This is a genomic window from Paraburkholderia sp. BGA-UO-ETr-F12, from assembly GCF_059567945.1.
Genome location: NZ_JCAQOZ010000064.1, coordinates 179,736 through 203,469, shown reverse-complemented (window position 1 = coordinate 203,469; position 23,734 = coordinate 179,736). Strand labels below are relative to the sequence as shown.

General features: G+C 61.9%; 22 protein-coding genes. 8 read left to right on the top strand and 14 right to left on the bottom strand.

Going from position 1 to position 23,734, the window contains the following annotated elements:
* Nucleotides 1-26: 26 nt before the first annotated feature.
* A complete protein-coding gene (locus AC57B6_RS32660) occupies nt 27-893 on the bottom strand; it encodes a CHAD domain-containing protein (protein WP_281665085.1) in 867 nt (288 codons plus the stop codon).
* A gap of 429 nt (nt 894-1,322) precedes the next feature.
* On the opposite strand from AC57B6_RS32660, the gene AC57B6_RS32655 reads away from it, so the two are divergent.
* Entirely contained in the window at nt 1,323-2,909 is a 1,587-nt protein-coding gene (locus AC57B6_RS32655; RefSeq protein WP_496422873.1) for an inorganic phosphate transporter, read from the top strand.
* A gap of 129 nt (nt 2,910-3,038) precedes the next feature.
* On the opposite strand, the gene ppk2 is transcribed toward AC57B6_RS32655, so the two are convergent.
* Together ppk2 and AC57B6_RS32645 are read right to left on the bottom strand one after the other, a co-directional pair.
* Entirely contained in the window at nt 3,039-3,965 is a 927-nt protein-coding gene (gene ppk2, locus AC57B6_RS32650; protein WP_028200525.1) for a polyphosphate kinase 2, read from the bottom strand.
* 191 nt (nt 3,966-4,156) lie between these two features.
* On the bottom strand, nt 4,157-4,585 hold the full coding sequence (locus tag AC57B6_RS32645) for a VOC family protein (protein WP_253044966.1): 429 nt from the start codon (nt 4,583-4,585) through the stop codon (nt 4,157-4,159).
* Between the two features lie 215 nt (nt 4,586-4,800).
* Between AC57B6_RS32645 and AC57B6_RS32640 the strand changes: the two genes are divergently transcribed.
* A complete protein-coding gene (locus tag AC57B6_RS32640) occupies nt 4,801-5,838 on the top strand; it encodes a S1C family serine protease (protein WP_030099899.1) in 1,038 nt (345 codons plus the stop codon).
* A 160-nt stretch (nt 5,839-5,998) separates the two neighbouring features.
* Here AC57B6_RS32640 and ggt read toward each other — a convergent pair whose 3' ends face one another.
* From ggt to AC57B6_RS32610, 6 genes are all read right to left on the bottom strand, one after another.
* Nucleotides 5,999-7,732 (bottom strand): gamma-glutamyltransferase, encoded by a 1,734-nt coding sequence (ggt, locus tag AC57B6_RS32635; RefSeq protein WP_046572582.1) that lies wholly within the window; start codon nt 7,730-7,732, stop codon nt 5,999-6,001.
* Nucleotides 7,733-7,959: 227 nt separating this feature from the next.
* Nucleotides 7,960-9,363: an MFS transporter gene (locus AC57B6_RS32630; protein ID WP_030099898.1), complete on the bottom strand. Its 1,404-nt coding sequence runs from the start codon at nt 9,361-9,363 to the stop codon at nt 7,960-7,962.
* 267 nt (nt 9,364-9,630) lie between these two features.
* Nucleotides 9,631-10,395: a phosphocholine cytidylyltransferase family protein gene (locus tag AC57B6_RS32625; protein ID WP_028200530.1), complete on the bottom strand. Its 765-nt coding sequence runs from the start codon at nt 10,393-10,395 to the stop codon at nt 9,631-9,633.
* Between the two features lie 27 nt (nt 10,396-10,422).
* Nucleotides 10,423-11,442 (bottom strand): flippase-like domain-containing protein, encoded by a 1,020-nt coding sequence (locus tag AC57B6_RS32620; RefSeq protein WP_496422872.1) that lies wholly within the window; start codon nt 11,440-11,442, stop codon nt 10,423-10,425.
* On the bottom strand, nt 11,439-12,257 hold the full coding sequence (locus tag AC57B6_RS32615) for a HalD/BesD family halogenase (protein WP_106354493.1): 819 nt from the start codon (nt 12,255-12,257) through the stop codon (nt 11,439-11,441). Before AC57B6_RS32615 ends, AC57B6_RS32620 begins: the two co-directional genes overlap by 4 nt.
* The gene (locus tag AC57B6_RS32610; RefSeq protein WP_030099895.1) at nt 12,254-12,949 is read right to left on the bottom strand and encodes a CDP-alcohol phosphatidyltransferase family protein; all 696 of its coding nucleotides are present in this window, start codon (nt 12,947-12,949) and stop codon (nt 12,254-12,256) included. Before AC57B6_RS32610 ends, AC57B6_RS32615 begins: the two co-directional genes overlap by 4 nt.
* 239 nt (nt 12,950-13,188) lie before the next feature.
* Between AC57B6_RS32610 and AC57B6_RS32605 the strand changes: the two genes are divergently transcribed.
* A complete protein-coding gene (locus AC57B6_RS32605) occupies nt 13,189-13,623 on the top strand; it encodes a hypothetical protein (RefSeq protein WP_030099894.1) in 435 nt (144 codons plus the stop codon).
* Between the two features lie 37 nt (nt 13,624-13,660).
* Here AC57B6_RS32605 and AC57B6_RS32600 read toward each other — a convergent pair whose 3' ends face one another.
* Together AC57B6_RS32600 and AC57B6_RS32595 are read right to left on the bottom strand one after the other, a co-directional pair.
* Nucleotides 13,661-15,613 carry a PhoX family protein gene (locus tag AC57B6_RS32600; RefSeq protein WP_496422871.1) on the bottom strand — a complete coding sequence of 651 codons (1,953 nt, stop codon included), beginning with the start codon at nt 15,611-15,613 and terminating at the stop codon, nt 13,661-13,663.
* A 189-nt stretch (nt 15,614-15,802) separates the two neighbouring features.
* A complete protein-coding gene (locus AC57B6_RS32595; protein ID WP_028200536.1) occupies nt 15,803-16,375 on the bottom strand; it encodes a hypothetical protein in 573 nt (190 codons plus the stop codon).
* A gap of 623 nt (nt 16,376-16,998) precedes the next feature.
* On the opposite strand from AC57B6_RS32595, the gene AC57B6_RS32590 reads away from it, so the two are divergent.
* From AC57B6_RS32590 to AC57B6_RS32580, 3 genes are all read left to right on the top strand, one after another.
* Complete coding sequence (locus AC57B6_RS32590) at nt 16,999-18,150, top strand: porin (RefSeq protein ID WP_028200537.1); 1,152 nt, start codon at nt 16,999-17,001, stop codon at nt 18,148-18,150.
* Nucleotides 18,151-18,476: 326 nt separating this feature from the next.
* Nucleotides 18,477-18,833: a hypothetical protein gene (locus AC57B6_RS32585; protein ID WP_028200538.1), complete on the top strand. Its 357-nt coding sequence runs from the start codon at nt 18,477-18,479 to the stop codon at nt 18,831-18,833.
* 154 nt (nt 18,834-18,987) lie between these two features.
* Nucleotides 18,988-19,503, top strand: coding sequence for a metal-dependent hydrolase (locus AC57B6_RS32580; protein WP_496422870.1), 516 nt, complete (start codon nt 18,988-18,990; stop codon nt 19,501-19,503).
* A 295-nt stretch (nt 19,504-19,798) separates the two neighbouring features.
* Here the strand turns inward: AC57B6_RS32580 and AC57B6_RS32575 are convergent, their stop codons facing one another.
* From AC57B6_RS32575 to AC57B6_RS32565, 3 genes are all read right to left on the bottom strand, one after another.
* Complete coding sequence (locus AC57B6_RS32575) at nt 19,799-20,602, bottom strand: AraC family ligand binding domain-containing protein (protein ID WP_491562780.1); 804 nt, start codon at nt 20,600-20,602, stop codon at nt 19,799-19,801.
* A gap of 166 nt (nt 20,603-20,768) precedes the next feature.
* Nucleotides 20,769-21,698 carry a serine O-acetyltransferase EpsC gene (gene epsC / locus AC57B6_RS32570; RefSeq protein ID WP_144195936.1) on the bottom strand — a complete coding sequence of 310 codons (930 nt, stop codon included), beginning with the start codon at nt 21,696-21,698 and terminating at the stop codon, nt 20,769-20,771.
* Between the two features lie 111 nt (nt 21,699-21,809).
* The gene (locus tag AC57B6_RS32565; RefSeq protein WP_030099888.1) at nt 21,810-22,043 is read right to left on the bottom strand and encodes a hypothetical protein; all 234 of its coding nucleotides are present in this window, start codon (nt 22,041-22,043) and stop codon (nt 21,810-21,812) included.
* A 344-nt stretch (nt 22,044-22,387) separates the two neighbouring features.
* On the opposite strand from AC57B6_RS32565, the gene AC57B6_RS32560 reads away from it, so the two are divergent.
* Entirely contained in the window at nt 22,388-22,840 is a 453-nt protein-coding gene (locus AC57B6_RS32560; protein ID WP_144195941.1) for a DUF3005 domain-containing protein, read from the top strand.
* Between the two features lie 234 nt (nt 22,841-23,074).
* Nucleotides 23,075-23,680, top strand: a complete 606-nt coding sequence (locus tag AC57B6_RS32555; RefSeq protein ID WP_028194948.1) for a short chain dehydrogenase — start codon at nt 23,075-23,077, stop codon at nt 23,678-23,680.
* Nucleotides 23,681-23,734 lie beyond the last annotated feature (54 nt).

The following is a 23,734-nucleotide window of genomic DNA, read 5'->3' as shown; positions in this document are numbered from 1 at the left end:
GGCACGCGGCCGCCCGCCGCGCCGGATTACAGTTTGCGCAGCAGTCCCGCTGCCGCGCGCATCCGGCGTTTGCGCTCCTTCCTGAACCAGCGAAGCGCTGCGTCGGTGTCGCCGGATCCGGCTAGCAAGTCCACGTTGTCGCGCAACAGCATTTCGCTCGCGACAATATCGTTGAGCGCACCAAAACGCTTCTGAATCCGCTTCAACCGCTTCAGCACGCGTTTGTGGTTGCCGCTCAAAACCGGCTCGAAAAACTCGAGCAGATAGCGCACTTTTTTTCCGGCCTTTCTGACGTCGTGGAAGGCGGTGTAGTTGGAGCGCTTCGCGCGAGACGCGCGTTTTATGCGTTTTTTTAGCGAACGTTCAGAAGCAGCCACCCGTTGATCGACGAACGTTTGCAGCGGCACCCGCTCATGAGCCGTGTTCAATTCCTTGCTGGCGCTGCTTAGCGCGTCTTGCAACAGACGTTTGACATCCGCGTTTGAAAGCGTTTCGCGACTTGTCGCCAACGCGTCGCCGCGCACTGCCTGGAGTTGCGGCGACAACTCGGGCGCAACAGGCTCGTTGCCGGCAATCAACGCGATCAGAATGTCCCAGTCGCGCGTCTTGCCGGCTGCCGTAGCCAGATACTTGTACAGCGCCCGTTGGCGCGTATTCCCACCTTTTTCCAGCAAGGGTTCGAACGCCCACCACAACGAGCGCAGCCGCCGCAGCGACACGCGCAGTTTGTGCAGCGCTTCGGGCGACGCGTCTTCATGCACCTCACTGGCATGTTCGATCGCCGCATCGACAAGCGGCGCCGCGTACGACGCAAAGGCCGCTTGGGCAGATTGCTCTGCTTCGGCCGGCTCACGATCCGCAGCCTGCTTACCGACCTTGCGACTTGCTTGCATCACTGCACGTCCTTCAAAGGCCCATTTATGTCAGCCTAGCAAAAAAAGGTCCCGGTGGATATCCGCCGTCGCGTCACCTAAACTGCACGAGGATGTCCGGCAGAAAATGCACGTTGCATGAGCGGCTATCCGTAGTGCACCTCCTCGGACATCCTGAATCGCGCTATGCCATACGAGCTTGCACGCGGGCTTGGCGGGAGTTGAAACGGACTCGCCATTCCATGGCACACCGTGCATTTCATGCCTAGTTATTTTCGGACCACTTATCATTATTGCGCGCCGTGCAATCTGCAGCTTACCCCGCAGCGACGGCCTCCACACCCTTCTCGCGAATCCGGGCCCGCATAGCTGTCACGCTATCGTCATCATTGCGTCACACAGGCACCGCAGGATCGGCAGTTCCGCGATAACCTTTTTGGGGCATATGCCATGCCGGAACTCTCGTACCCGCAACCGGGCGCAGCAGAAGAAAAGGGGCGCAGTATTGGCCTCATCATTTTCCTCGTCGTGATTGCGATCGGTGCAGTGTATTGCGCCATGCACCTGGCAAGCGATCTACAACCGGTTCGTGAAAGCTCGGTATTGCCCTATTTCCTGCTCGGCGTTGCGCTCCTGATCGCGCTCGGCTTCGAATTCGTCAACGGCTTTCATGACACGGCCAACGCAGTCGCTACCGTGATCTACACCCATTCACTCGCGCCTAACCTTGCGGTGGTCTGGTCCGGCGCGTGGAATTTCCTCGGCGTGCTGACTTCAACAGGCGCGGTCGCATTCGGCATCCTGCAACTGCTGCCCGTCGAGCTGATTCTGCAGGTGGGCAGCAGCGCGGGCTTCGCGATGGTCTTCGCACTGCTGATCGCCGCAATCATCTGGAATCTGGGCACCTGGTATTTCGGACTGCCGTCGTCGAGCTCGCATACGCTGATCGGTTCGATCATCGGCGTAGGGCTGATGAATCAAATGATGCACGGCGCGAACGGCACAAGCGGCGTGGACTGGAATCAGGCGCTCGGTGTGGGCAAGTCCCTGCTGTTTTCGCCGCTGATCGGCTTCGTCGCTGCGGCCTTGCTGCTGTTGATCCTCAAGGCCGTCGTGCGGATTCCCGCGCTGTATGCGGAGCCAAAGGGGAAGAAGCCGCCGCCGTTCTGGATTCGCAGCCTGTTGATTCTGACCTGCACGGGCGTTTCGTTCGCGCACGGTTCGAACGACGGGCAGAAAGGCATGGGGCTCATCATGCTGATCCTGATCGGCACGGTGCCGACCGCTTATGCGCTGAACAAGGCCGTCACGCCGGCGGAAACGCAGACTTTCATCGCCGTGGCTCAACACGCCGCGGATATCCTCGGCAAGTACACGCAAGGCGTGGCGCCGTCCGCCAATCCGCGCGCCGACGTCGAAGCGTACGTGCGTACCCGTCAGTTGACGCCCGCCACCGTGCCGGCCTTGCAGCAACTCACCACGCTGATCGGCCAGCAGGTCGGTGCATCGGGATCGATGGCGGCCGTGCCGCAAGCTATCGTCGATAACGTGCGCAACAATATGTATGTCGCGTCCGAAGCGATTCGCCTGATGGATAAGAGCAAGCAGCCGGCCTTCTCGTCGGACGATGCCAAGGCGATCGACAACTTCAAGGCGCAAACCGATCACGCCACCAAGTTCATCCCGACGTGGGTCAAGGTCGCGGTCGCCATCGCCCTTGGTCTCGGCACGATGGTCGGCTGGAAGCGCATTGTCGTCACGGTCGGCGAAAAGATCGGCAAGCAGCATCTGACCTACGGCCAGGGTGCATCGGCTGAAGTGGTCGCGATGCTGACGATCGGCGCGGCCGACATGTACGGCTTGCCGGTCTCGACCACACACGTGTTGTCATCCGGCGTGGCCGGCACCATGGCGGCCAACGGCTCCGGCTTGCAATGGGGCACCGTGCGCAGCCTGATCCTCGCCTGGGTGCTGACGCTGCCGGTTTCCATCGCGCTGGCGGCCGGCCTGTACTGGCTGTTCAGGATGCTGTTCTGAATCGGCTGAAAGCGCCGGAACCGCTGTAGCCGGGGCAAGCCCGGTTGCAGCGAACGCAAAAAAAGCGCGGTTTTTGCCGCGCTTTTTTTATCCCACCTGACGGGCCGAAACCCGCAACCCGCAGCCCGCTCAATAAATCTCGGGCACGATCATCGACGGCGGCACCGGCTGGCGGCTGTACTCGTCGTGATAAACCCGCGCGGGCAATTCGACCATCGGATGCTCGATCTCGTGGTACGGCACCTGGCTCAGCAGATGGTGAATGCAGTTCAGGCGCGCGCGCTTCTTGTCGACCGCCTGCACGACCCACCATGGCGCTTCGGGAATGTGCGAGCGCTGCAGCATGACCTCCTTCGCCTGCGTATACGCTTCCCAGCGGCGCCGGCTTTCCAGATCCATCGGACTGAGTTTCCACTGCTTCAGCGGATCGTGGATGCGGTTCTGAAAGCGGATTTCCTGTTCTTCGTCGGTGATCGAGAACCAGTACTTGAGAATCTGCACGCCGCTGCGCGCCAGCATCTTTTCGAATTCCGGCACTGAGCGGAAAAACTCTTCGTACTCGTCGTCGGTGCAGAAATTCATTACGCGTTCAACGCCCGCGCGGTTGTACCAGCTGCGATCGAACAGCACCATTTCGCCGCCCGCCGGCAGATGCGACACGTAACGCTGGAAATACCATTGCGTGCGTTCGCGGTTGTTCGGCGCCGGCAAGGCCGCCACGCGGCACACGCGCGGATTGAGCCGCTGCGTGATGCGCTTGATCGCGCCGCCCTTGCCCGCTGCGTCGCGCCCTTCGAAAATCACCACCAGGCGATGGCCGGTCTGCACGATCCAGTCCTGCAGTTTGACGAGTTCGCCCTGCAGACGAAACAGCTCGCGGAAGTACACCTTGCGCGCCTCGCGATGTTCGGGCGAGAAGCCGTCCGCGCCGTCGATGATACGGTCGTCGACCTCCATTTCGAGCTCTTCGTCGTACGCGTCGATGAGGTCTTCCTCGAAACGGCGTTGCCGTTCTGCCATGACTTCGGCCTCGGGTCTCGGATCCAGCTCTTTCATTAGGACTCTCCTGGCAACGGAAATGGTTAGGCGCGCGGCGCATGCGTGTCGCGAACGGGTTCGATTATCGAAGCGCGAGGTGTCAGCCGTGTTACCGGTGCGGCGGCCACGCGTTGCTGCGATGGATTCGCCCGCGGCCTGCGCGACGGGTGGTGAGCCATGATAGCGACTTTTGCGCGGCTGCCCAGGTCCTAACGCAGCGGCTTCGCAAAGCTGAGTTCGTGGCCGTCGGGATCGGTAATGTGAAAATAGCGCTCACCCCATGGCGCATCGGACGGTTCGAGCGACGGCTTCAAACCCGCCGCCAGCGCCTTCCGGTAGAGCGCGTCGACATCCGAGACGTAGAGGATCACACGGCCCCACCAGTTCACCGGGGCACGGGTGTCGACAATCAGGTTCAGATACGAGCCGCCAAATGCGAACGACGTGAACGCTTCGTTCGAACCGCCGAATTTGATCGGAAAACCCAGCGCTTCGTAAAACAGTACCGCGCGCGGCATATTGTGAGTGGCGAGCGTGATGGCGCTCAGCGATTCGATCCGTGGGCCGGCCGGCTCCGCCGGGTCGGTTCGCACACTTGACGACGCAGAGGCTGCGGCTGACGTGGTAGGCGAGTTCATGGGCTACCTCCTTGTTCACATGGTAGCGCCGGACGGGCTTGGATGGCGCAGCGGACATTGAGGCTGGCATGAGGCTGGCATTGAGGCTGGCGTTGAAGCGGGCGTCGCCCGGCACGGGAAAGTGCCCCGGAGCCGGGCCTCGCCCCCGCCGCGTGGGCACTTGAAAACCCTTCCACCGCCCCGCATCTGGATTTCCGTTTATCCGGAGCATCGCCATGGGAAGCCGTCCACGCTTCATCGATGACCTGTCGCGCGCCGCATCCGACGCCCCCGGGCCAGATCCACTCAGCGTTTTGTCCGACGAAGCCCTGCTCGACGCCTATTCTCGCACCGTCATCGGCGCGCTGGAACGCGTTCAGCAGGCCGTCGCCTTCATATCCGTCGAACGCCGGCTGCCAGGCGCCCCCGCCGGGCGCGACAGTCGCGGCGGCACCGGCTCGGGCTTTCTGTTCACGCCCGACGGCTATCTGCTCACCAACAGCCACGTCGTGCATGGCGCCACCCACATCACGGTGACACTCGCCGACGGCGCGAAATTCGACGCCGATCTGGTCGGCGACGATCCCGGCAGCGATCTGGCCGTCCTGCGCATCGGCTCGCCGGAGCCGCTGCCGCACGTCGAACTCGGCGAATCGTCGAAGCTGCGAGCCGGTCAGATCGCAATCGCGGTCGGCAATCCGCTCGGGCTCGCGCAAACCGTGACCACCGGCGTAGTCTCGGCGCTTGGCCGCTCGCTGCGCTCGAATTCGGGCCGCATGATCTACGACGTGATCCAGACCGATGCCGCGCTCAATCCCGGCAATTCGGGCGGCCCGCTGATCAATTCCGCCGGCCAGGTGATCGGCGTGAACACCGCGATCATTCCCGGCGCGCAGTCGATCTGCTTCGCCACGGCGATCGATACGGCCAAGTGGGTCATCATGCAGATTTTCGCGCATGGCCGCGTGCGGCGCGCGTACATCGGCGTGGCCGGCACCACGAGGCCACTGTCGCGCCGTGTGCAGCGCTATTTCGGCCTGGACTCGGCAAGCGGCGTGCACGTCATGGAGATCGTCAAAGGCAGTCCGGCCGCGCTCGGCGGTCTACGCACCGACGACACGATCGTCGCGATCGATACGCTTGCGGTGCAAGACGTCGATAGCCTGCAACGCACGCTCGACGCGTCGCGTATCGACAAGCCCGTCAACGTGACCGTGTTGCGCGGCGCGCAGCGACTCGAATTGACCTTGACGCCGGTCGAACAAACAAGCTGATCGTGCCGTTGCAGAGCGGCTCAACAGAACCTCACGCGCGTTTGGCTCACGGATAAAAAAAGCCTCGCACTCAATCGGGTGCGAGGCCTTTTTTCTGCCTGCGGCGCATCCGCAAAGATGCGCCGCCCGGATGCTTTATTTAACGATTCAACTCAAGCGTTCACTGGATCACCCGCGTGACACCACGGCCACGCGGATCGGCTGCCGCTTCCGGCGTGTCGCCATTGACCTTGATCGCCTGAATGTCGCCGCTGAAATCCTGCCCCTTCAGCGTGTAGCCCTTCGCCTCGATCTGCTTGGCGAGTTCGCCGTCGATCGGCTTGTACGGCTCCCAGAAGATCGTGTTCGGCGGCAACAGTTGATGATGGAAACGCATCGCCGCAACCGCGTCCTGCAAGGGCATGTTGAAGTCGTAGATGTTGTTGATCACCTGGAAGATCGACGTGAAGATGCGCGAGCCGCCCGGCGTGCCGATCACGAGCGATACCTTGCCGTCCTTCGTGAGAATCGTTGGGGTCATCGACGACAGCGGGCGCTTCTTCGGTGCAATCGAATTCGCGTCGCTGCCCACCACGCCGAACATGTTCGGCACACCCGGCTTCGCGGAGAAGTCGTCCATTTCGTCGTTCAGCACGATACCCGTGCGATCCGCCACCACGCCCGAGCCGAAGTAGCCGTTGATGGTGTACGTGTTCGACACGGCATTACCCCACTTGTCGATCACCGAGAAGTGCGTGGTTTCCGCCTTCTCCGGCATCGACGTGCCGAGACCCGGCTGCACGCTCTTCGTATCCGAAGGCGTAGTCGGGTTCACCTCGGCTGCGCGTTTCGCGAGGTATGCGTCGTCGGTCAGTTGTGCGACCGGCACCTTGTAGAAATCCGGATCGCCGAGATACTGCGCGCGATCGGCGAACACGCGCTTCTCGATTTCGGCAATCAGGTGCACGTATTGCGCGGAATTAAGTGTGACGTCCTTGAAGTCGGGTGCGATGTCGGCCTTCATCTTCAGCAACTGCACGAGACCGATGCCACCCGAACTCGGAGGCGGCGCGGTAATCACGTGGTAGCCATTCCAGTCTGCCTGGATCGGCTGACGCCACACCGCCTTGTACTGCTGCAGATCGGCCTTCGTAATCAGACCGTGACCGCGCATGGAAGCCGCGATCAGATCCGCCGTCTTGCCCGAGTAGAAGTCTTTCGCACCCTGATCCGAAATACGCTGCAGCACGGCGGCGAGATCCGGTTGCTTGAAGTTCACGCCCTGCTTCAGGTTACCGAAGTAGGTGTCGAAGTTGGTCTTGCCGGCAAAGTCTTTCGCTGCGTCGTCGCGGCGTTGCTGCAACTGCTCGCTGACCACGAAGCCGTCGCGCGCGTAGTGAATCGCCGGTGCAAGCACCTGCTTCCATTTGAGCTTGCCGAAGCGGCGTTGCGCCTGCCACATACCGTCGACAGTGCCCGGCACACCGACCGCGCGATAGCCGAACAGGCTCATGTCCTTGATGACCTCGCCCTTGTCGTCGAGGTACATGTTCTTCGTTGCAGCCAGTGGCGCACGCTCGCGATAGTCGAGGAAGTACGGCTTGCCGTCGACATACAGCGTCATGAAACCGCCGCCGCCGATATTGCCCGCTTCCGGATACGTCACGGCAAGCGTGAAGGCAATCGCGACTGCCGCGTCGACGGCATTGCCGCCTTCCTTGAAGATCTGTTCCGCGGCGTCGGCGCTGTACTTGTCGGCGACCGCAATGGCTGAAGCGGTGAGAACTGCCGGCTGCGCTTTCTCGGGCGCCTTGGCAAAGGCTGGCGTGGCTTCGAGAAGGCCGCTTGAAACGGAGACGAGCGCGACGAGCGCAAGTCCGCTAACGGACGATTTGGCGTTGTGAAACAACTTCATTGGATCCCCTCCGAGACGACTTCTTCATCTGACGTGAACGAAAGCTGCCTTGCGCTTATAACATGCGGGTCCGGCATTTGCGAACCCGTGGCGCGCATGGCGTGCATGCTGCGGCACACAAAAACCGCGCGCGTGACGACGCCGATTATCGTGAGCCGCGACGGTTCGAATTAAGTCCGAACCCAGCTGCCGCGCCGCACCAAAAGAACCCGCGCAAGCGCGAACACTCACGCGGTGCCTCTGCTGCCGCGGGCAATTTCATCGCCGGCACCTGGCGGCAGGCGCGCGGTCACCGGAATCGACAGGAACGAGAACAGGCCGACCACGAGAAACGCCGGCCAGAAGTCGGAGAACACGATAGACGAATGACCCTGCACGTTATGCGAGATTTGCAGCACAATGCCGGCGATCGTCACCCCGAGCCCCAAGGAAATCTGCTGGATCACGCTCGCCACACTCGTCGCGCGGCCGACGTCGCGGCTTGAAATATCCGCGTACGCCAGGGTATTCAACGACGTGAATTGCAACGACGGGAAGAAGCCGCCAAACAGCACCACACACCAGATCAGCCAATGCGGCGTGCCGGGAAAGAACAGCCCGTAGACGGCAATGGCGAGGCCCGCGCAACCGGCGTTGAACATCAGCACCGTGCGGAAACCGAAGCGGCCGAGAATGCGCGACGCGGCCGCCTTCATGAAGATCGAGCCGAACGCTGACGCGCAGGTGATCGATCCGGACTTGAACGCTGTCATGCCCAGACCTTCCTGCAACGCGAGCGGCAACAGAAAAGGCACCGCACCGAGACCGATGCGAAACAGCGAGCCGCCCACCACGCTCGCGTGAAAGCTCGGAATGCGCAACAGCCGCAAATCGAGTACCGGCAATTCGACGCGGTTCGCGTACAGCACGTAAATCACCAGCAACACCACGCCAATCACGCACATGCCGATCGATGCGGTATTGGACACCAGTCCGCCGCCAACCAGCGAGAGCCCCAGCATAAATAGCGACGCCCCGCTCGCCGACAATACGAAACCGGTCCAGTCGAGCCGGCCGGGATGCGCTTCGCGCACGTTGGCGATGTGTTTGTTCGCGAGCCAGATCCCCAGCAAACCGATCGGAATGTTGATGAAGAAAATCAGGCGCCAGTGCAGATACGTCGTAATGAAGCCACCGAGCGGCGGCCCCACGACCGGCCCGAGCAGCGCGGGCACGGTCAGATAGTTGACCGCGCGGATGAAGTCCGACTTGGGCACCGAGCGGAAAATAATGATGCGCCCCACCGGCACCATCATCGCGCCGCCGACACCTTGCACGAAGCGCGCAACCACGAAGGTGCCAAGCGAAGTGGACGCCGCGCACATCAGCGAGCCGGCCATGAAGATGCCAATTGCCGTGCGAAACACGGTGCGCGAGCCGAAGCGGTCGGCAACCCAGCCGCAAATCGGAATGAAGACGCCGAGGCCGATGACATACGCCGTCACGGCGAGCTTGAGGGTGATGGGGTCCTGGCCGAGATCGCGCGCCAGAACTGGCAGCGACGTCACGATGACCGTGCCGTCCACGTTTTCCATGAACATCGCACATGCGACGATCAGCGGAACAATGAAAGTGCCTAAAGCGAGAGGCATTGGCATGACGGCGGGCTGCAAGGCCGCCGGTGTAAAGCGGCAATTATCGCACTGCAACGACAACAGATGTTGCTAAACAGTGTCCTTTGGCATTCGCTAATCGCGGCTTGCTATCCGGTACCGAATAGTTGAGCGCGCAACGACGCGGCACAGCCTACGAAAAACAGGAGTAAAAAAGGACAAAAACGCGATGCGATGATGAGCCGGAATATAGCCGGCTCATCATGCCATTCAGAAGCACTTCAAAAACAAATGCCGAAGCAGAACTCAGCGTGACGCGCTGACCAGCGGCTGCAACGACGGCAGAATTTCGGTGCTGGCGCGAGCGACGTCGTTCGGGAAGTCGATCTCGATCCACGGCGAGCCGGTCACGTCAGCCGTGTCGAATACCTGGCTGCGCTCGAGCAGCAGGTCGCGCACCGCTTCTTCGTGCGGCATGTTGGCCCGGCCGCTCTCGACGTAACCCGCGACGATCTGCGTGAAACGTTGCGCGGTTTCCTGGCGGAAACGGAAGAATCCCACCGATTCGCCGATGGTGTCGTACTCGAGATTGACGGCGAGCTGCTTGCGCAACTCGACCGGCACGCCGTCTTTCAGACACAGCTTGACGGGCTCGTCGCCCGCTTCAAAATCACGGTCGATCAACAAACGGTTGACCGTTTCGCCCGCCACCAGCGCGTTCAGAATGCGCTCGTCGTAAAGCACGTCGGCATCCATCAGCAGCACGTCGCCGCCGCGCGTGAGCGCCTCGGCCACCGTGTGCACCGTCAGCACGCTACCCAGGTCGTAACGCGGGTTCAGCACGGTTTCCACCTTATGCGGCCAGTTGATGCGCTCCAGTTCCGCCTGCACCGATTCCGGCTGGAAACCGAGCGCCAGCACGACCTCGGTCACGCCGGCGGTTTCAAGCATCTGCAGATGCCGTTCGAGCAGGCTCATGCCGTCGAACTGCAACAGGCACTTCGGGAACTGTGCCTGCGGCGGTTGCTGGAGACGCAGGCCTAGGCCCGCTGCGAGGATGATGGCACGCATGCGCAGTCCTTTGAAAAAATTCGGAGATTAATCGACAACCGGTACGCGCCCGGTGGCGCGCCGCCGTTGCCAGCTTCGTTCGCTGAAGTGCAACACCAGCAGTCCCGGCAAACCCAGCAGGATTTCACGTGCGCGCTTGGCGAGCGACAACGCCAGCGCCGCGTCCGGCGGCAGGCCCACCAGCGGCGCGAGCAGCAGATAGCCGCCTTCCTGCACGCCGAGCGAGCCCGGAATCATGAACGCCGCGCCGCGAATCGCTTGCCCGAGACTTTCGAGCAGCAGTGCGTCGACCCAGTCGACCGGATGACCGAGAAAGCGCAGCGCGAGCCACACCTCGACCGTGCCGACGATCCAGCCCACCAGGCTCAGCGCAAAGCTCGCCGCAACGCGGCCGCGCTCGCGGTAGATGCCCTGCACGGCGGCGTCGACGGCTTCGGCGCGCGTCATCAGCGACGACCAGTCGCGTTTGCCGAACACCTTGGAGACCACGCCCAGCAAACGGCCGAACAGACCGCGCCGCTGCGCGTAATAGAAGCCCGCGATCATCGCGCCCAGCACGCCGGTGGCAATGAGCGTGGCGGTTCGCAGATTGTGAAGCGCGCCGTGCGCGGCGTAAGCGCCGAACAGCAGCAGCCCGAGCAGCGCGAAAACGATTTGCGCGACTGCTTGCGCCGTCGTGCTGACGGTAATGGCGGCCGCCGCGTCGCGCATGCGCATGCCGCGCTGGGACAGTTGCCGCACCATCACCACGGGGCCGCCGATCTGGCCGGCCGGCAACAGGCTATTCACCGATTCGCCGATCCAGCGTGAGAACACCGCATCGCGCAGCGTAACGTCATGATGCACACCGTCGTGCCGGCGCCGGAACAGCACCGCGATCGCGCCGGCATCGAGTACCAGCGGCACGAGGTGGAACGCCGCGACCAGCACGAGCCCCCAGCCTGCCGCGGCCAGCGCCGAGGCAACGGAGCCGAAGCCCTGCCACGCGAGCAGGCCGACAAACAGCGCCGTCCCGATCGACAGCAGAATCAGGGCCGCGCGTGTCATGCGTGGCCCTTGCCGCGCTTCGTCATTTGACTGAAGACCTGACGGAAACCGAAGTACGCGATCGCGTCCTTCATATTGGAGATGAAACGGCGCCACGGCCGCATATTCGGATCGGTGACGTACTCGAAAGTCAGCGACACGCGCATTTCGTTTGCGCCAGCCGGCGTGATGCGATGCCGCAGCTTGTCGCCGTCGAAGAACACCAGGCCGCCCGGCGGAATCTGCACCGAGCCCGGCTGGTCCGGCACGTCCGGATTGCGTGTGTGCAATTCGTAGTCGAGCCGGCACGACGATTCGTCGATCACGCCGAGCAACAACGTGTAGCGGCGGCCGTCATAGTACGAGGTATCGTAGTGCCAGCCGATGTGGTCGCCGGCCCGCGTGTAGTAATACAGCGCATACGCGTGCGGATCGTCTTCAGGCGACACCTGCAGCTTGTCGCCGCTGAGTTGCTCGAGCCAGCCGATCAGTTCCTTCGACCGGTACAGCTCGGCGATGAACGGCGCGAGGCGGTCGATCGTATGGCGGCTCACGCTGCCGCCCTGTTTGTGACCCGGCAGATAGTTGCGGTTCACTTCGTCGAGCAGACCGCGCGCACTCTGCACGAGCTGGTCAGTGACTGCGGGCGCGAGGAAATCTTCCAGATACAGGAACGCGCCCTGCTCGGCGAAATCCCTGGAGAGCCGCTGCGTGTTGAAAGTCCGCGTACGGCTCGCCACCGCGCGATCGGCATTCGGCGCAGGCGTGGCCGGCGTAACCGGCGAGCGTTCAACTGAGATTGGCGCGATCACGTCGTCTTCGGCGTGCATACTCATTCACTGGCCCACATTTGACTGGTTTCAGGTTGCTTGGCAGGGACGGCCGCCAGCCGGGCAGTGCGGCGCGAAACGCGCCAGTAATCGACCACGACCCATGCAGCAAAGAGCGGCGCGCCAATCGACGCCACCACCACGAACGGCGTGACGACGCTCGTCAGCGTGACAATGGGCAGCAGATACAACACGTCTTCGGTTTCGAATCCGCCCACCGAAGCCTGTTTGGTGCCCGCCTTGCCCGCCATGTCCTCGATGCGCATACGCAGGAAGAAAATCAGGGCGACCGCAACGCCGGCCACGGCGCCGAGCCATCCCGGTGAAACTTTCAATGCGCCGACATACGTCGTACCGATTCCCATGCCGACGAACAGCATGACGGTCACGAGCGCGTCACAAGCCAGATCGTAAAAATGACCGATCCGGCTCGATTTTCCGCCGATGCGCGCGAGCTCGCCGTCGGTATGGTCGACGAAGTTCGACAGCACGATCAGAAAGGCGCCCGCATTGGCTGAGGCAAATCCGCCGCGAGCGAGGCACAGCGCGCCCGCCACGCCGATCAGCAGGCGCAGCGTGGTCAGATGGTTCGGCGTAACCCACGTGTTGACGAGCGGCGTGACAAGCCGGCGGGCGAGCCGCGCATCCCATGTCCTCGGGGCCGGAACGTTCGACGGAATTTTTGGTAGGGAATTCATAACCCGGAAATATATACGGGATCGCGAAAGCGTGCTTTATTCCTTAACGTTTTCTTAAGGCCTCGCGTGCCCCTCAAGTGCCGGCTGGTGGGCAAAGTATGCCGAATCACGTTAAAGTGCGAATCCAGTTGCGCCTGTCATGACGGATCACTTCGATGCGCAGCGTTTTTTGGGTCGCGGCATTTGGCCGCCACCCGTTGCGAACACACTACATCGAACGCAGGTCGTTATTCACGCTTATGAAATGCCTGTTTTTCTCAGCACTCCTCGCGCTGACCACCGCGGCGCTGCCGCTTACCAGTCACGCCGCCGCTCTCGACACACCGCTGACCTGCAATGAAAGCGGTCATCAGTTCATTGCCGATCTCGCCCAGCAACAACTGATAGACCCGAAGCCGACGCGAGTCGAAAGCAACTCCATCAATGCGTTTTCACCGACCCGGGGCGCCGACCTGACCGCCTACGGCTTTCACGTTTTCGCGGTGGTCGGCTACGAAAAAGACGACCCGATGTTTCGCGTCGGCGATGGCGAGCCGGTAGCCCGCTCGGCTTATGGCGTGGTGGTGTTCGGCAGCGAATCCAAAGTCCAGAACGCGCTCACCGAAGCCGGCAGCACGGCGATCGTGCACCGCGTGGCGCCGCTCATCACAGCGATTTTCTGCAAACGGAGTTGAGGCGGGCGGCGCGCTGCCGCCCGGCACCGCCACTCCCCTACAGCTTGATCCCCGCCGGATCCGCCGTCAGATACCCCACCGTCGCGCCAAAACGGTCCTTATAGTTCGCCCGCACGAGCGGATCGAGCGTCGATTGGACCTTGTCGTGCAACGGTGTTTCCCAATCGCCGACGTGCTGAAAGTTACTCATCACGTAAGTCCAGCCGTTGATTTCGTCGACCGCATGCAGGCCCGTCGACTCCGCCCCCGCCGGGCATGACAACACGCGCGCGAGCGTCTTCGTGTCGACGTTGTAAGCCCACAGGAAATTGTTGACGTGCATGCCGCTGTCTTCGCCGATAAACAGCGTGCGCAGTTTTTCGGAGAACTTCAGGTTATCCGGATTCGCGATGCGATCCGCGTTCGCCGTGTTGCCGAGCGCGTCGGCGGCCGGCAGATCCTCGCCGACCAGCGCCGCGGGCGCGGCCATATCGACCGGTACCCACTCGCTGTTGATCGCGCCGCCGCTGCGGTCGCGCTGGCCGCCCTTCATGTTCAACGCGTAGACCGCACCAGCGTTGATGGTCTTGTCAACCGCGACATCGGTCGACGCAGCATTACCGCGCACCATCGATTTCTCGATGCGCGACATCGCCGAGTACAGCACTTTGTCCTTGATATTGACCGTCGTGCCTTCGAGCTTCGTGAAGCCCATGCTGCCGCCTGCCAACGCGGCATAGCGGTGCGTTTCGAGGAAGGTCGCCGCCTTGGTCATGCCCGGCTTGACGCGCACCCAATTGAAGGTGCCGTTGTAGTTGATCTTCGTGTAAGTCGGATCGGCGGGATCCCTGGTCGCGATGTCCATGATGTCGCTCGCGCGCAACCGGTTGGCGAGCGCCTCGATTTCGTCGCTGCTCGCGTGGCCCAGATTGATCCATGAGAGCGTCGCCGCGCCCGCGCCGCTCGATGAGGTTTGCGTCCACTTCGCCACATACAACGTGCCGGCCGACAGATCGGCCTCGCGATCGGCGATGAACATGAACAGGCCGCCGTTGGTCGCGTCGTCGCCCATCAGCACGGTGCGCTTGTCCGGCATCACCTGAATCAGTTCGTGCGAGATGCGGCCAAGGCAGTAGTGCTTTTTGATCGTGCCGGTGCCGTCGGGATTCACGGTCACCTCCGGCAGATGGCCATAGTGATACGGGTTGGCCGTGGTTTCGTCGCCGAACAGACTGCGGCTGAAGCCCTTGAACTGGCTATTGGTCGCGATCGTGGAAGCGTCCGGCTCGTATTCCTCACTCGACAGATGCGTATTCCACGGCGACAGGCTCGCGCCGCACGTGATCCACAAGCCGTGGGCCTCCGAGGTATCCACGTTGGAATAACCCGCCAGAGTGAGCTTGCCGGTAGCCGGGTCCTGATCGAGCGTGAGCACGGCAATCGGCGAAGGCAACTGGCCGTACATCGACTTCAGGCTCTGATCGCGGGTGGTGTACTCGAACTGCACGACCGCAAATACCGCATTGCCCTTGAGTCCCTTGACCGTCGGCTTGTCGAGGCGGATCAGCGAGCTGCCGTCCGGACAGTCCGAATAGAACTGGCGCTCCTTACCGGAAACGGATTTATCGATGATCGGCTGATTGTTGATGTCGAAGTAGCCGCCGGCCAGGATCGTGCCGCCCTTGATGTTCGGCACCATGTCGCCGGTCACGAAGAACGGCTGGTAAGCGAGCTTGAACGAGCGGCTGCTGCCGTCGCTCAGTTGCACCGTGAGGGTGGAGCCGACCGTGGTTTTCGCCATCGCGGCGGGGTCCGCCAGCGTCGGCGCGGCCATGGCGCTGAAGGCCGCCGAGACGAAGTTTGCCACCGGCTTGACCGGCGTTGCCAGGTCGTCGCCGCCACCGCAGGCGCTCAGCATCGACGCCGTAGCGAGGCCGCCTAACGGCAGCATCGGCACGCCAGTGAGTATTTTCAGGGCCTTGCGGCGGGAAAGGTCGAGCTGCTCTGCCATGTTGTCGTGATCCAGGTTTTGGGTAGCGTGGGTGATTGCACAGCCGGCACGCACTCAGATCCAAAACCGCATGGTTCACGCTCGCGCCGCTATGACGCGAGGATTCTATAAAGTCAATGTGAAAGTATATTGACAGCTTTCAGTAATATTAAATTTAGCAGTTTGTCAGTAAACCGTGGTACGCCCGGCTCAGCCCGGGCGGCGAAATTCGTTCTCGACCCACGCAGCGGCGCTCGCCTTGCTGAGCTTGAAGTTCGGTGCGACCTGCACTTGCGCGAGCTGTTCGCCGAACGTGTCGAGCGCGGTCAGCAGCGCGTACGGTTCGTCTTCGTCGGGAACGATGTCGAGCGTGATGTCGAGTTCGTCGTTGCCGTCCGCGCTGGCCACGCGCACTTCTTTATGCAACTGGGCGCGCAGTTGCTGCTCGTGGCGGCGCAGCACCTCAGACGCGGTTTTCACCAGCGTGTTGAATGCCGAGGTGTCGAGCGGCTTCGGATCTTTCTTGTTGCGGCCCATCGTCCACGGACCGACGAGCGCCGGTTCCGCTTCGCCGTCTTTGATCATGGCGACGGCCCAGCCTTCATCGTCTTCGTTCTTGATGACGCGCGCGGTCCAGCCGTCGTCGCGCCACAGACGCGCTTCGTGCACGGTTTCCGGCTGCGCTTCGTCAAGCTGCTCGGGGATGGCTTCGTGGATTTCGGGCGCGCCTTCCGTCGTGGGGATAGCAGGGGTGTCGGACGATGGAAGGGGGGTATCGGTCATTACAGGTTTACTCACGTTCGCGGGGCGGAAACACATCTCAAGCCTGCGATTCTACCCGCCCCGCGCGCGCTCAATCCGCCCTCTGACGACTGGATAAGCCGGTGCGAGCCCGTCGTTACGCGAAATAGTGCATTTCGTTATGCATGGGAACTTATTAATTCATTATAAAAGTTTCAAAAAAAACGCGGCCCGAAAGCCGCGTATAAAAGATGAAAAAGACACCCCTGGTCAAGGGGTGAAGTGAATTGTAGAACCGTAATACGCCCGGATAGACCATCCGAATTGGAAGAGTGCGTTGCAGAAAACAGAATGAATCGGATTCGCCTAACGATTCGCCCAAAATCCTTACCGGATATGACGAAGCGCGAGCGTCGCGATCGAGCAACATCGATAATTTGACAATTAGTTACAGCACCGGGAAATCCGGATGTTTCTCCTTTATTTATCCGCACTTACGCAATTACAAATCGTCATTGCGAAATGGAAAAATCATTGTTGTGCCATACGCGCTTAAACATCTTAATAGCAGGAATACACTTCGCAGCGGATCGTCAGGCAGCCGGTGGAATCGGCTTACGCACTGGAATGCGATTCTCTACGCACTGTCCCGGAGTTATCTAAACATGAAAAAAACCCTCATCGCAGCAGGTCTCATGGGCGCGTTCGCCATCACGGCCCACGCACAGAGCAGCGTCACGTTGTACGGCACGCTCGACGCCGGCCTCGTCTACTCGAACAACCAGGGCGGCCACAGCAACTGGCAACAAGGCAGCGGTTCCGTATCGAACACCTACTTCGGTCTGCGCGGCAGCGAAGACCTTGGTGGCGGCCTGCATGCCATCTTCACGTTGGAGAACGGCTTCAATCTGAACAACGGCCAGGATACCGAGAGCAGCACGATGTTCAATCGTCAGGCTTTTGTCGGGCTGAAGAGCGATCAATACGGCGCGCTGACGCTCGGCCGCCAGTACGACTCCGTGGTCGATTACCTCGCGCCGCTGTCCGAAGCGGGCGCGGGCTTCGGCAACAATCTGGCCGCTCACCCGTTCGATAACGACAATCTGGACAACTCGTTCTCGATCAAGAACGCTGTGAAGTACACGAGCGCGAACTATGCCGGCCTCAAGTTCGGCGGTCTGTATGGCTTCAGCAATTCGGCTGGCCAGTTCTCGAACAACCGCGCGTGGAGCGCCGGCGCTTCGTACGACAACGGTCCGCTGAGTGTAGCGGCCGCCTATCTGCAACTGAACAACTCGGGCAGCTCGAACCTGAGCGGCGCCGTCTCGCAAGGCGACGGTACTGCCGCAGTCGCGGCGAACCTGCAGCGCACGTTCGGCGCCGGCATCAACTACACGTACGGGCCGGCAACGGCAGGCTTCGTGTACACGCACACGCAACTCGACGGCATCAGCGGCGTGGACGTCGGCGGTGTCACGCTGCCTGGCGTCGCGGGCACGAACCTGCATCTGGACAACTACGAGTTGAACGGCAAATACGCACTGACGCCGGCGCTCAGCCTCGCCGCGTCCTACACGTTCACCGATGGCAAGATGTCGGGGTCGAACGGCTCGGGCGATCCGAAGTGGCACACGGTGTCGCTGCAAGGCGACTACTCGCTGAGCAAGCGTACCGACGTGTACGTGGAAGGTGTGTACCAGCATGCATCGGGCGAACTCGGCAACTTCGGTGCGAACGTGGCGGCGATCAACACGCTGGCGCCGTCGTCGACCGGCAACCAGGTTGCCGCTGCTGTGGGCCTGCGTCACCGCTTCTAAATTGCTCTCGTTGCGTTGATAGCACGTGTAGAGCGGCGCACCTCTTCGCTCCACAACCGAAACCGCGCGTGACACGATTACGCGCGGTTTTTCCATGCGGCTTACGTTCTCACATTTCCACGTAGTCATGGTGACGGCGCAAGCACGCCGTGGGTATACTGAGGCCGGCTGCCTTCCTTGCCTCGACGCCGTTATGTCGCTACGTCGTAACGTCGCTGCGGTTGAACGGCGGTTTCGTCGCGAAGCATGACGCTGCGTTCAAGCGCGTCGCGTTTCGCCCGCGCCCCAAGTTCCCGAGTACGACCGGGGACGCCGACGACCGAACCATGAAAAGACTTCTCCTGCTTGCCCCCGCTGTTGCCGTCACTGCTTTTCTCGCTGCCTGTGGCTCTTCCAGCGGTCCCGCCCGCGATGCGTCCCAACCGATGATGTACGTGTCTTCGCAACGTGCCCCTGCCTATATCGCCGATTGCCTCGAAGACAAGCTGTCGCGTGTGCGAATGTCGCGCGTCGGCGGGGCGACCGAGATCGCGGTCGGTTCCGATTCGAACACCTCCTATTTCGTCACGCTGACGCCGTACAACGCCGGCTCGGTCATCAAGGTGATGCGTCCCGCGAATGCACCGGACGATCCGCCTGAACCGGAAATGCGCTTCGACATTGCGCGCTGTGCGACCTCCTGAGTTTTTGGTCGCACGATTGCGTGATTGAGCGGCGCCCTCCAAGCCACGCCGATACGTGATTTTTTATATCGCGTGTCGGCTATTTTTTTATCCGCTCATCTGCGAACATAGCCGCCCCCTGACTTTTATCCGACGCGCTGCGTCGTGAGGTTCGATGGCATCCAGCAAAGCACATCACGCGACCGGATTCGCGGCCGGTGTTATCGCGGCGGCGGTCGTCGCGCGCATCGGTGGCGGCGGCTCGTTTCATCTCGGCGTGCTGTTGAGTTTCATCGCCGGGGTGGCCGGGAGTACGGCGCCAGATTGGCTGGAAGTGGCATGGTGGTCACGCGCACGAAGACTGTGGATCACCCATCGTACGTTGACGCATTGGGGGGTGGGGTGGGTCGCGTTGCTCGTGGTTTCTTATCACTGGCTTGGGCGGTCTGGTTATGCTGCGCCCGCGTTTGGGTTTGCTTGCGGCGGCTTGATGCATCTGTTGGCCGATTGGCCTAATCCGCTGGGTGTGCCGTGGGTCGCCGGGCGGCACTCATTGAAGCTCTGGAATAGTGGGCACTGTGATTTGATTGTTGTTGCGGTTGCGTGGGTTGTTGCTTACTTTGTTGGGGAGCGTGTTTGGGGGCATGGGGTGCTCGGGGTTTCGGTTTTGCGGGGATGGGGGTGGCTTTGACTCGCGTCTTCTGGGTTTTTTTTTGGCCTTTCCTTGCTTTGGTAGTGGTCTATTAGCGTTGCCCCTGTGCGGGGCGGCGCCTACTTTTCTTTGCCTGCCGCAAAGAAAAGTAGGCAAAAGAAAGCGGCTCACACCGCCAGCTCATAAGTGGGTCCCCCGCGCAGCCACGGTAGTGGTGCATCTGGAATCTGTGTTCTCGCACATTCCGCCCCGGTGACAAGGGCGTCATACTTCCGGCGGCGCTGCGCACGCCGTGGCGGTTGTTCAACCACCCTCCTCTCCGCCCTCCTGTGCGTTATGCTCGCGTCGCCGATGCGTAGTTCGACGGTGTAATCCCCAGCAATCGGACGAACGCCCGCGTCATGTGGCTCTGGTCCGCAAATCCAGCTGCGGCCGCGGCTGCGGCCAGGTTTGCTCCGCCGGCGATCAGTTGTCGCGCAAGCATCACCCGGCGCTGCATCCGGTAGGCGTGCGGCGGAAGTCCCGTCTCCTGCGCGAAGCCGCGTAGTAACTGAAAACGACTCATACCACTGTCCGCCGCCAGATCGGCTAGCGTGAGCGGTGACGAAGGGTCGTCGTCGATGCGAGCCCTCGCTCGCGCAATCGGGCTCAATGACGGTAATAGTCGCGAACGTGCATTCGCGCTCGCGTGCGTTCGGATCAGATACCCAAGCAACTCGAGCATCGCCTCCTCCCGCACCAGATCGTCCGGCACGGTTTGCGCTTCCACCGCTACCGCGAACACGCGCTCGAACAAGCTCTTCAGCAACGGATCGTGTATCGCCGGTTGCGTCAGTTCGACCTCGTGCGACGCCGCACCGCTCAGCTCGACCGCAACATCGGACAGCATCGAAGGCTCGAAGTACAACATGCGCCATGCCCGGCCGCGTTCGTCAAGCGGGCTGCCGTCATGCACCTCCCCCGGATTCACCATGATCGCATCGCTCGCCCGCGCTTCAACCACGCCGCGCCCACTCGACGATCGATGCCCGCCAGCCACGATTACGCCAACGCCGAACCGGTCGTGCGAATGGCGCGGAAACGAATGCGCCGTTTCGGCTACCGTCGCCTCAACGCCGGCAATCGCACAACGAGGCATGTGAACGCGGCCGTGCGGCATGGTGCGCCTTGTCGAAATTAAGGAGCGTGCGGCGCGGCACGACACGCGCGAATGTGCGCAGCGATAACGCGCCGTGAGTTGCCAGTCGAATTGCAGCGCGCCACGCTACGCTGCAAAGCACAAGATGACAGGCAAGCCGCCCCGCTCATCGCCCACGCCCCTCGTCCGTGCGGTCGCTCTCACGAATCTTGCCCTGCGACACGCTGCTGCCCGGCGGCACACTATGCGTCAGCCACACGTTGCCGCCAATCACCGAACCGCGACCGATGGTCACGCGGCCGAGAATCGTCGCGCCGGCATAAATCACGACGTCGTCTTCAACGATCGGATGGCGCGCGTTGCCCTTGATCAGCGTGCCGTCAAGGTCGGCCGCGAAGCTTTTCGCGCCGAGCGTCACGGCCTGATAAACGCGCACGCGCTCGCCGATGATCGCGGTCTCACCGATCACAACGCCCGTGCCGTGGTCGATAAAGAAACTCGGCCCGATAGTCGCGCCCGGGTGAATGTCGATGCCCGTCGCGGAGTGCGCAATCTCGTTGATGAAGCGCGCGAGCAAGGGCACGCCGAGGCGATGCAGCGCGTGCGCAAGACGGTGATGCGTCATCGCCCATACGCCCGGGTAACACAGCAGAATTTCCGTGATGTGCTGGGCGGCCGGGTCGCCAGTGAAAGCGGCCTGAATATCGCTCACCAGCAATGCGCGAATCCCGGGCAACTGCGTGCCGAATTCCCGCGCGACCTCGTACGCACGCGCCTTCAGATCCGCATCGGGCGTCTCCCCGAACTCGGGCAGAAAGCGCAAGGCGCGCCGGATCTGTTCGGCAAGCAATCGCAACGTGCTTTCGAGTGTATGGCCAACGTAATAGTCGACCGTTTCGTCAGTCAGATCGGGAGCGCCGTAGTGCGTCGGAAACAGCGCCGCACGCAAGCCGGTGACAATGGCGACCACCGCATCGCGCGACGGCAGCTCGCGAATGCCGAGCGGATGCCGCGTGCGATGCAACTCCTCGCGCGAGGCGCGCAAGTCCGCAACGATCTGTTCGAGGCCCCAGTTGGGGGAAGGCACGTTAGGCATAAAAGGACGGCGCCGTACGCCAGGTACGGTTCAGAGTGATTGTCCCAAGAGATTACCGCGTTTTGCCGTGGCCCGCGCAACGCGGCGCGGCTGCCCGGCATGCCGGATGCTTCAGATGGTCACGCTGCTCGCGTCGATCCAGCGCACCGCCCAGTCGCGCGCATGGGCAATAGCGGCGACTTCGTCAGGAAAACGCAAGTCGGTGGGGAAAAAACGGTTGGCGACCAGTTCGCCGTCGCTCGAGCGGGAGATGACTACATAAGGTTGCCAAGTACCATCGCCCGCGCGCGCCGGCGCGCAGTTCAGCAAATAGCCGCGATGTGTGAATGCAGCATCGAAGTGCATGTGTCACCCGCCCTGACGGCCCCGTAAGATGTTCTGAGTAGCGCGTTTGCCCATTGTCGGCCATGTAAAAACAACCGGACGCATGTCGTCAACGCATGTCGTCAATTTAACCGCGCTTCACTTGTCGGAGTAAGATCATACTCTGTAGAAAATAGGCGTCCATTAAAAAAAACGAAAGGATTGCCGGACGCAATCGCGAGGCGAAATGCCCGCATACATCAGTGCACATAAGCGCGAGGCAAGCGCGGCACGCGCAGTACAAACTCACCGCACAACAAAATCGTGCGGAGCAGGAACGGGTTTTGCCGCACTTCAACCATGTCCTCTTCAACGGAGAATGCATGATGAACAGCGATATCAACCAGCCAGCAGGCGCCAGCCAACAACCGCGCACCAGCGGCCCTCGCACGACGGAGCTGCACAACGACCGCACCCACGACAGCACGGTCGACACCGACGGCAAGAACCTCGAAGCCGCCCGCATCGCGGGCCACAGCCCGATCTCGCCCGACGAAATCACGACGAGCAACGCCACCCTGATCAACAGCGTGCCGGAGGCGCACGACGGCATGGCCGGCTTCGACAGCCGGGTTGGCGGCAATCACCTGCTGCTGGCGCTCGAACCCGGCTGCACGGTCATCGACAAGGGCATGGTCGAGCCGCAAGGACCCGATTCAGCCGACGATCCGTTCGACGATCCGCACTCGATCCGCAGCCGTCGCGAACGCGGGCGCATTCACTACGCCCTTAATCATTTACGACCCACTCGCGTAATCGAATTACATCGGTCGAAATAAATATTGGAAGCACGGACGCTGCGGCCACGTCGAGCACTGCGCGTATTCGTTTGAATTGGCCCGTTTCCATCGATTACTCAGTCCATTCCAAAGCGCGCGCCGTTTGAATGACGGCGCGCGTCCCGTCACGGATTGGAAACTCCGGGTTGCAAGTCCTGCAAGCCGAACAGGCTATTTCCGCTCGCCGAACGCCGACACAATCGACGTCAGATTCACTACCCAACGGAGCAGCGAATGAAAAAGATCGTCGTGATCGGCGCCACGGGCACGGTCGGCCAGGCAGTGAGCGCAGCATTGAAAGCGCGCCATGAAGTCATCGAGGTGGGCGCGACGCGCGGCCAATATCGCGTCGACAGCACGGACCCGGCCAGCATCGAGCGCCTCTTTGGCGAGATCGGCAAGGTCGACGGCGTCGTCACCGCCACCGGCAAGCTGCATTTCGGCCCGCTGCCGGAGATGAGCGTCGAGCAATTCTGGGTTGGTCTGCGCGACAAGCTGATGGGTCAGATCAACGTCGTGCTGGGCGCCCAGCAGTACGTGAACGACGGCGGCTCGTTCACGCTGACGAGCGGCATTGTCGGCGACGAGCCGATTCGCGAAGGCGCGAATGCAACCACCGTGAATCTGGCCCTGGAAGGTTTCGTGCGGGGCGCCGCGATCGAGTTGCCGCGCGGCATCCGCATCAACGTGGTGAGCCCGACGGTACTGACCGAAGCGCTCGATGCGTATGCCCCCTACTTCCGCGGCTTCGAGCCGGTGAGCGCCGAACGTGCCGCGCAGGCCTATCTGCGCAGCGTGGAAGGCGCGCAAACGGGCCGGGTGTATCGCGTGGGGTATTGAACGCTCAGCAGGCTCGTTGAATCCCGGGCTCTGCGCCTGCGCGCGCTTGTGCTG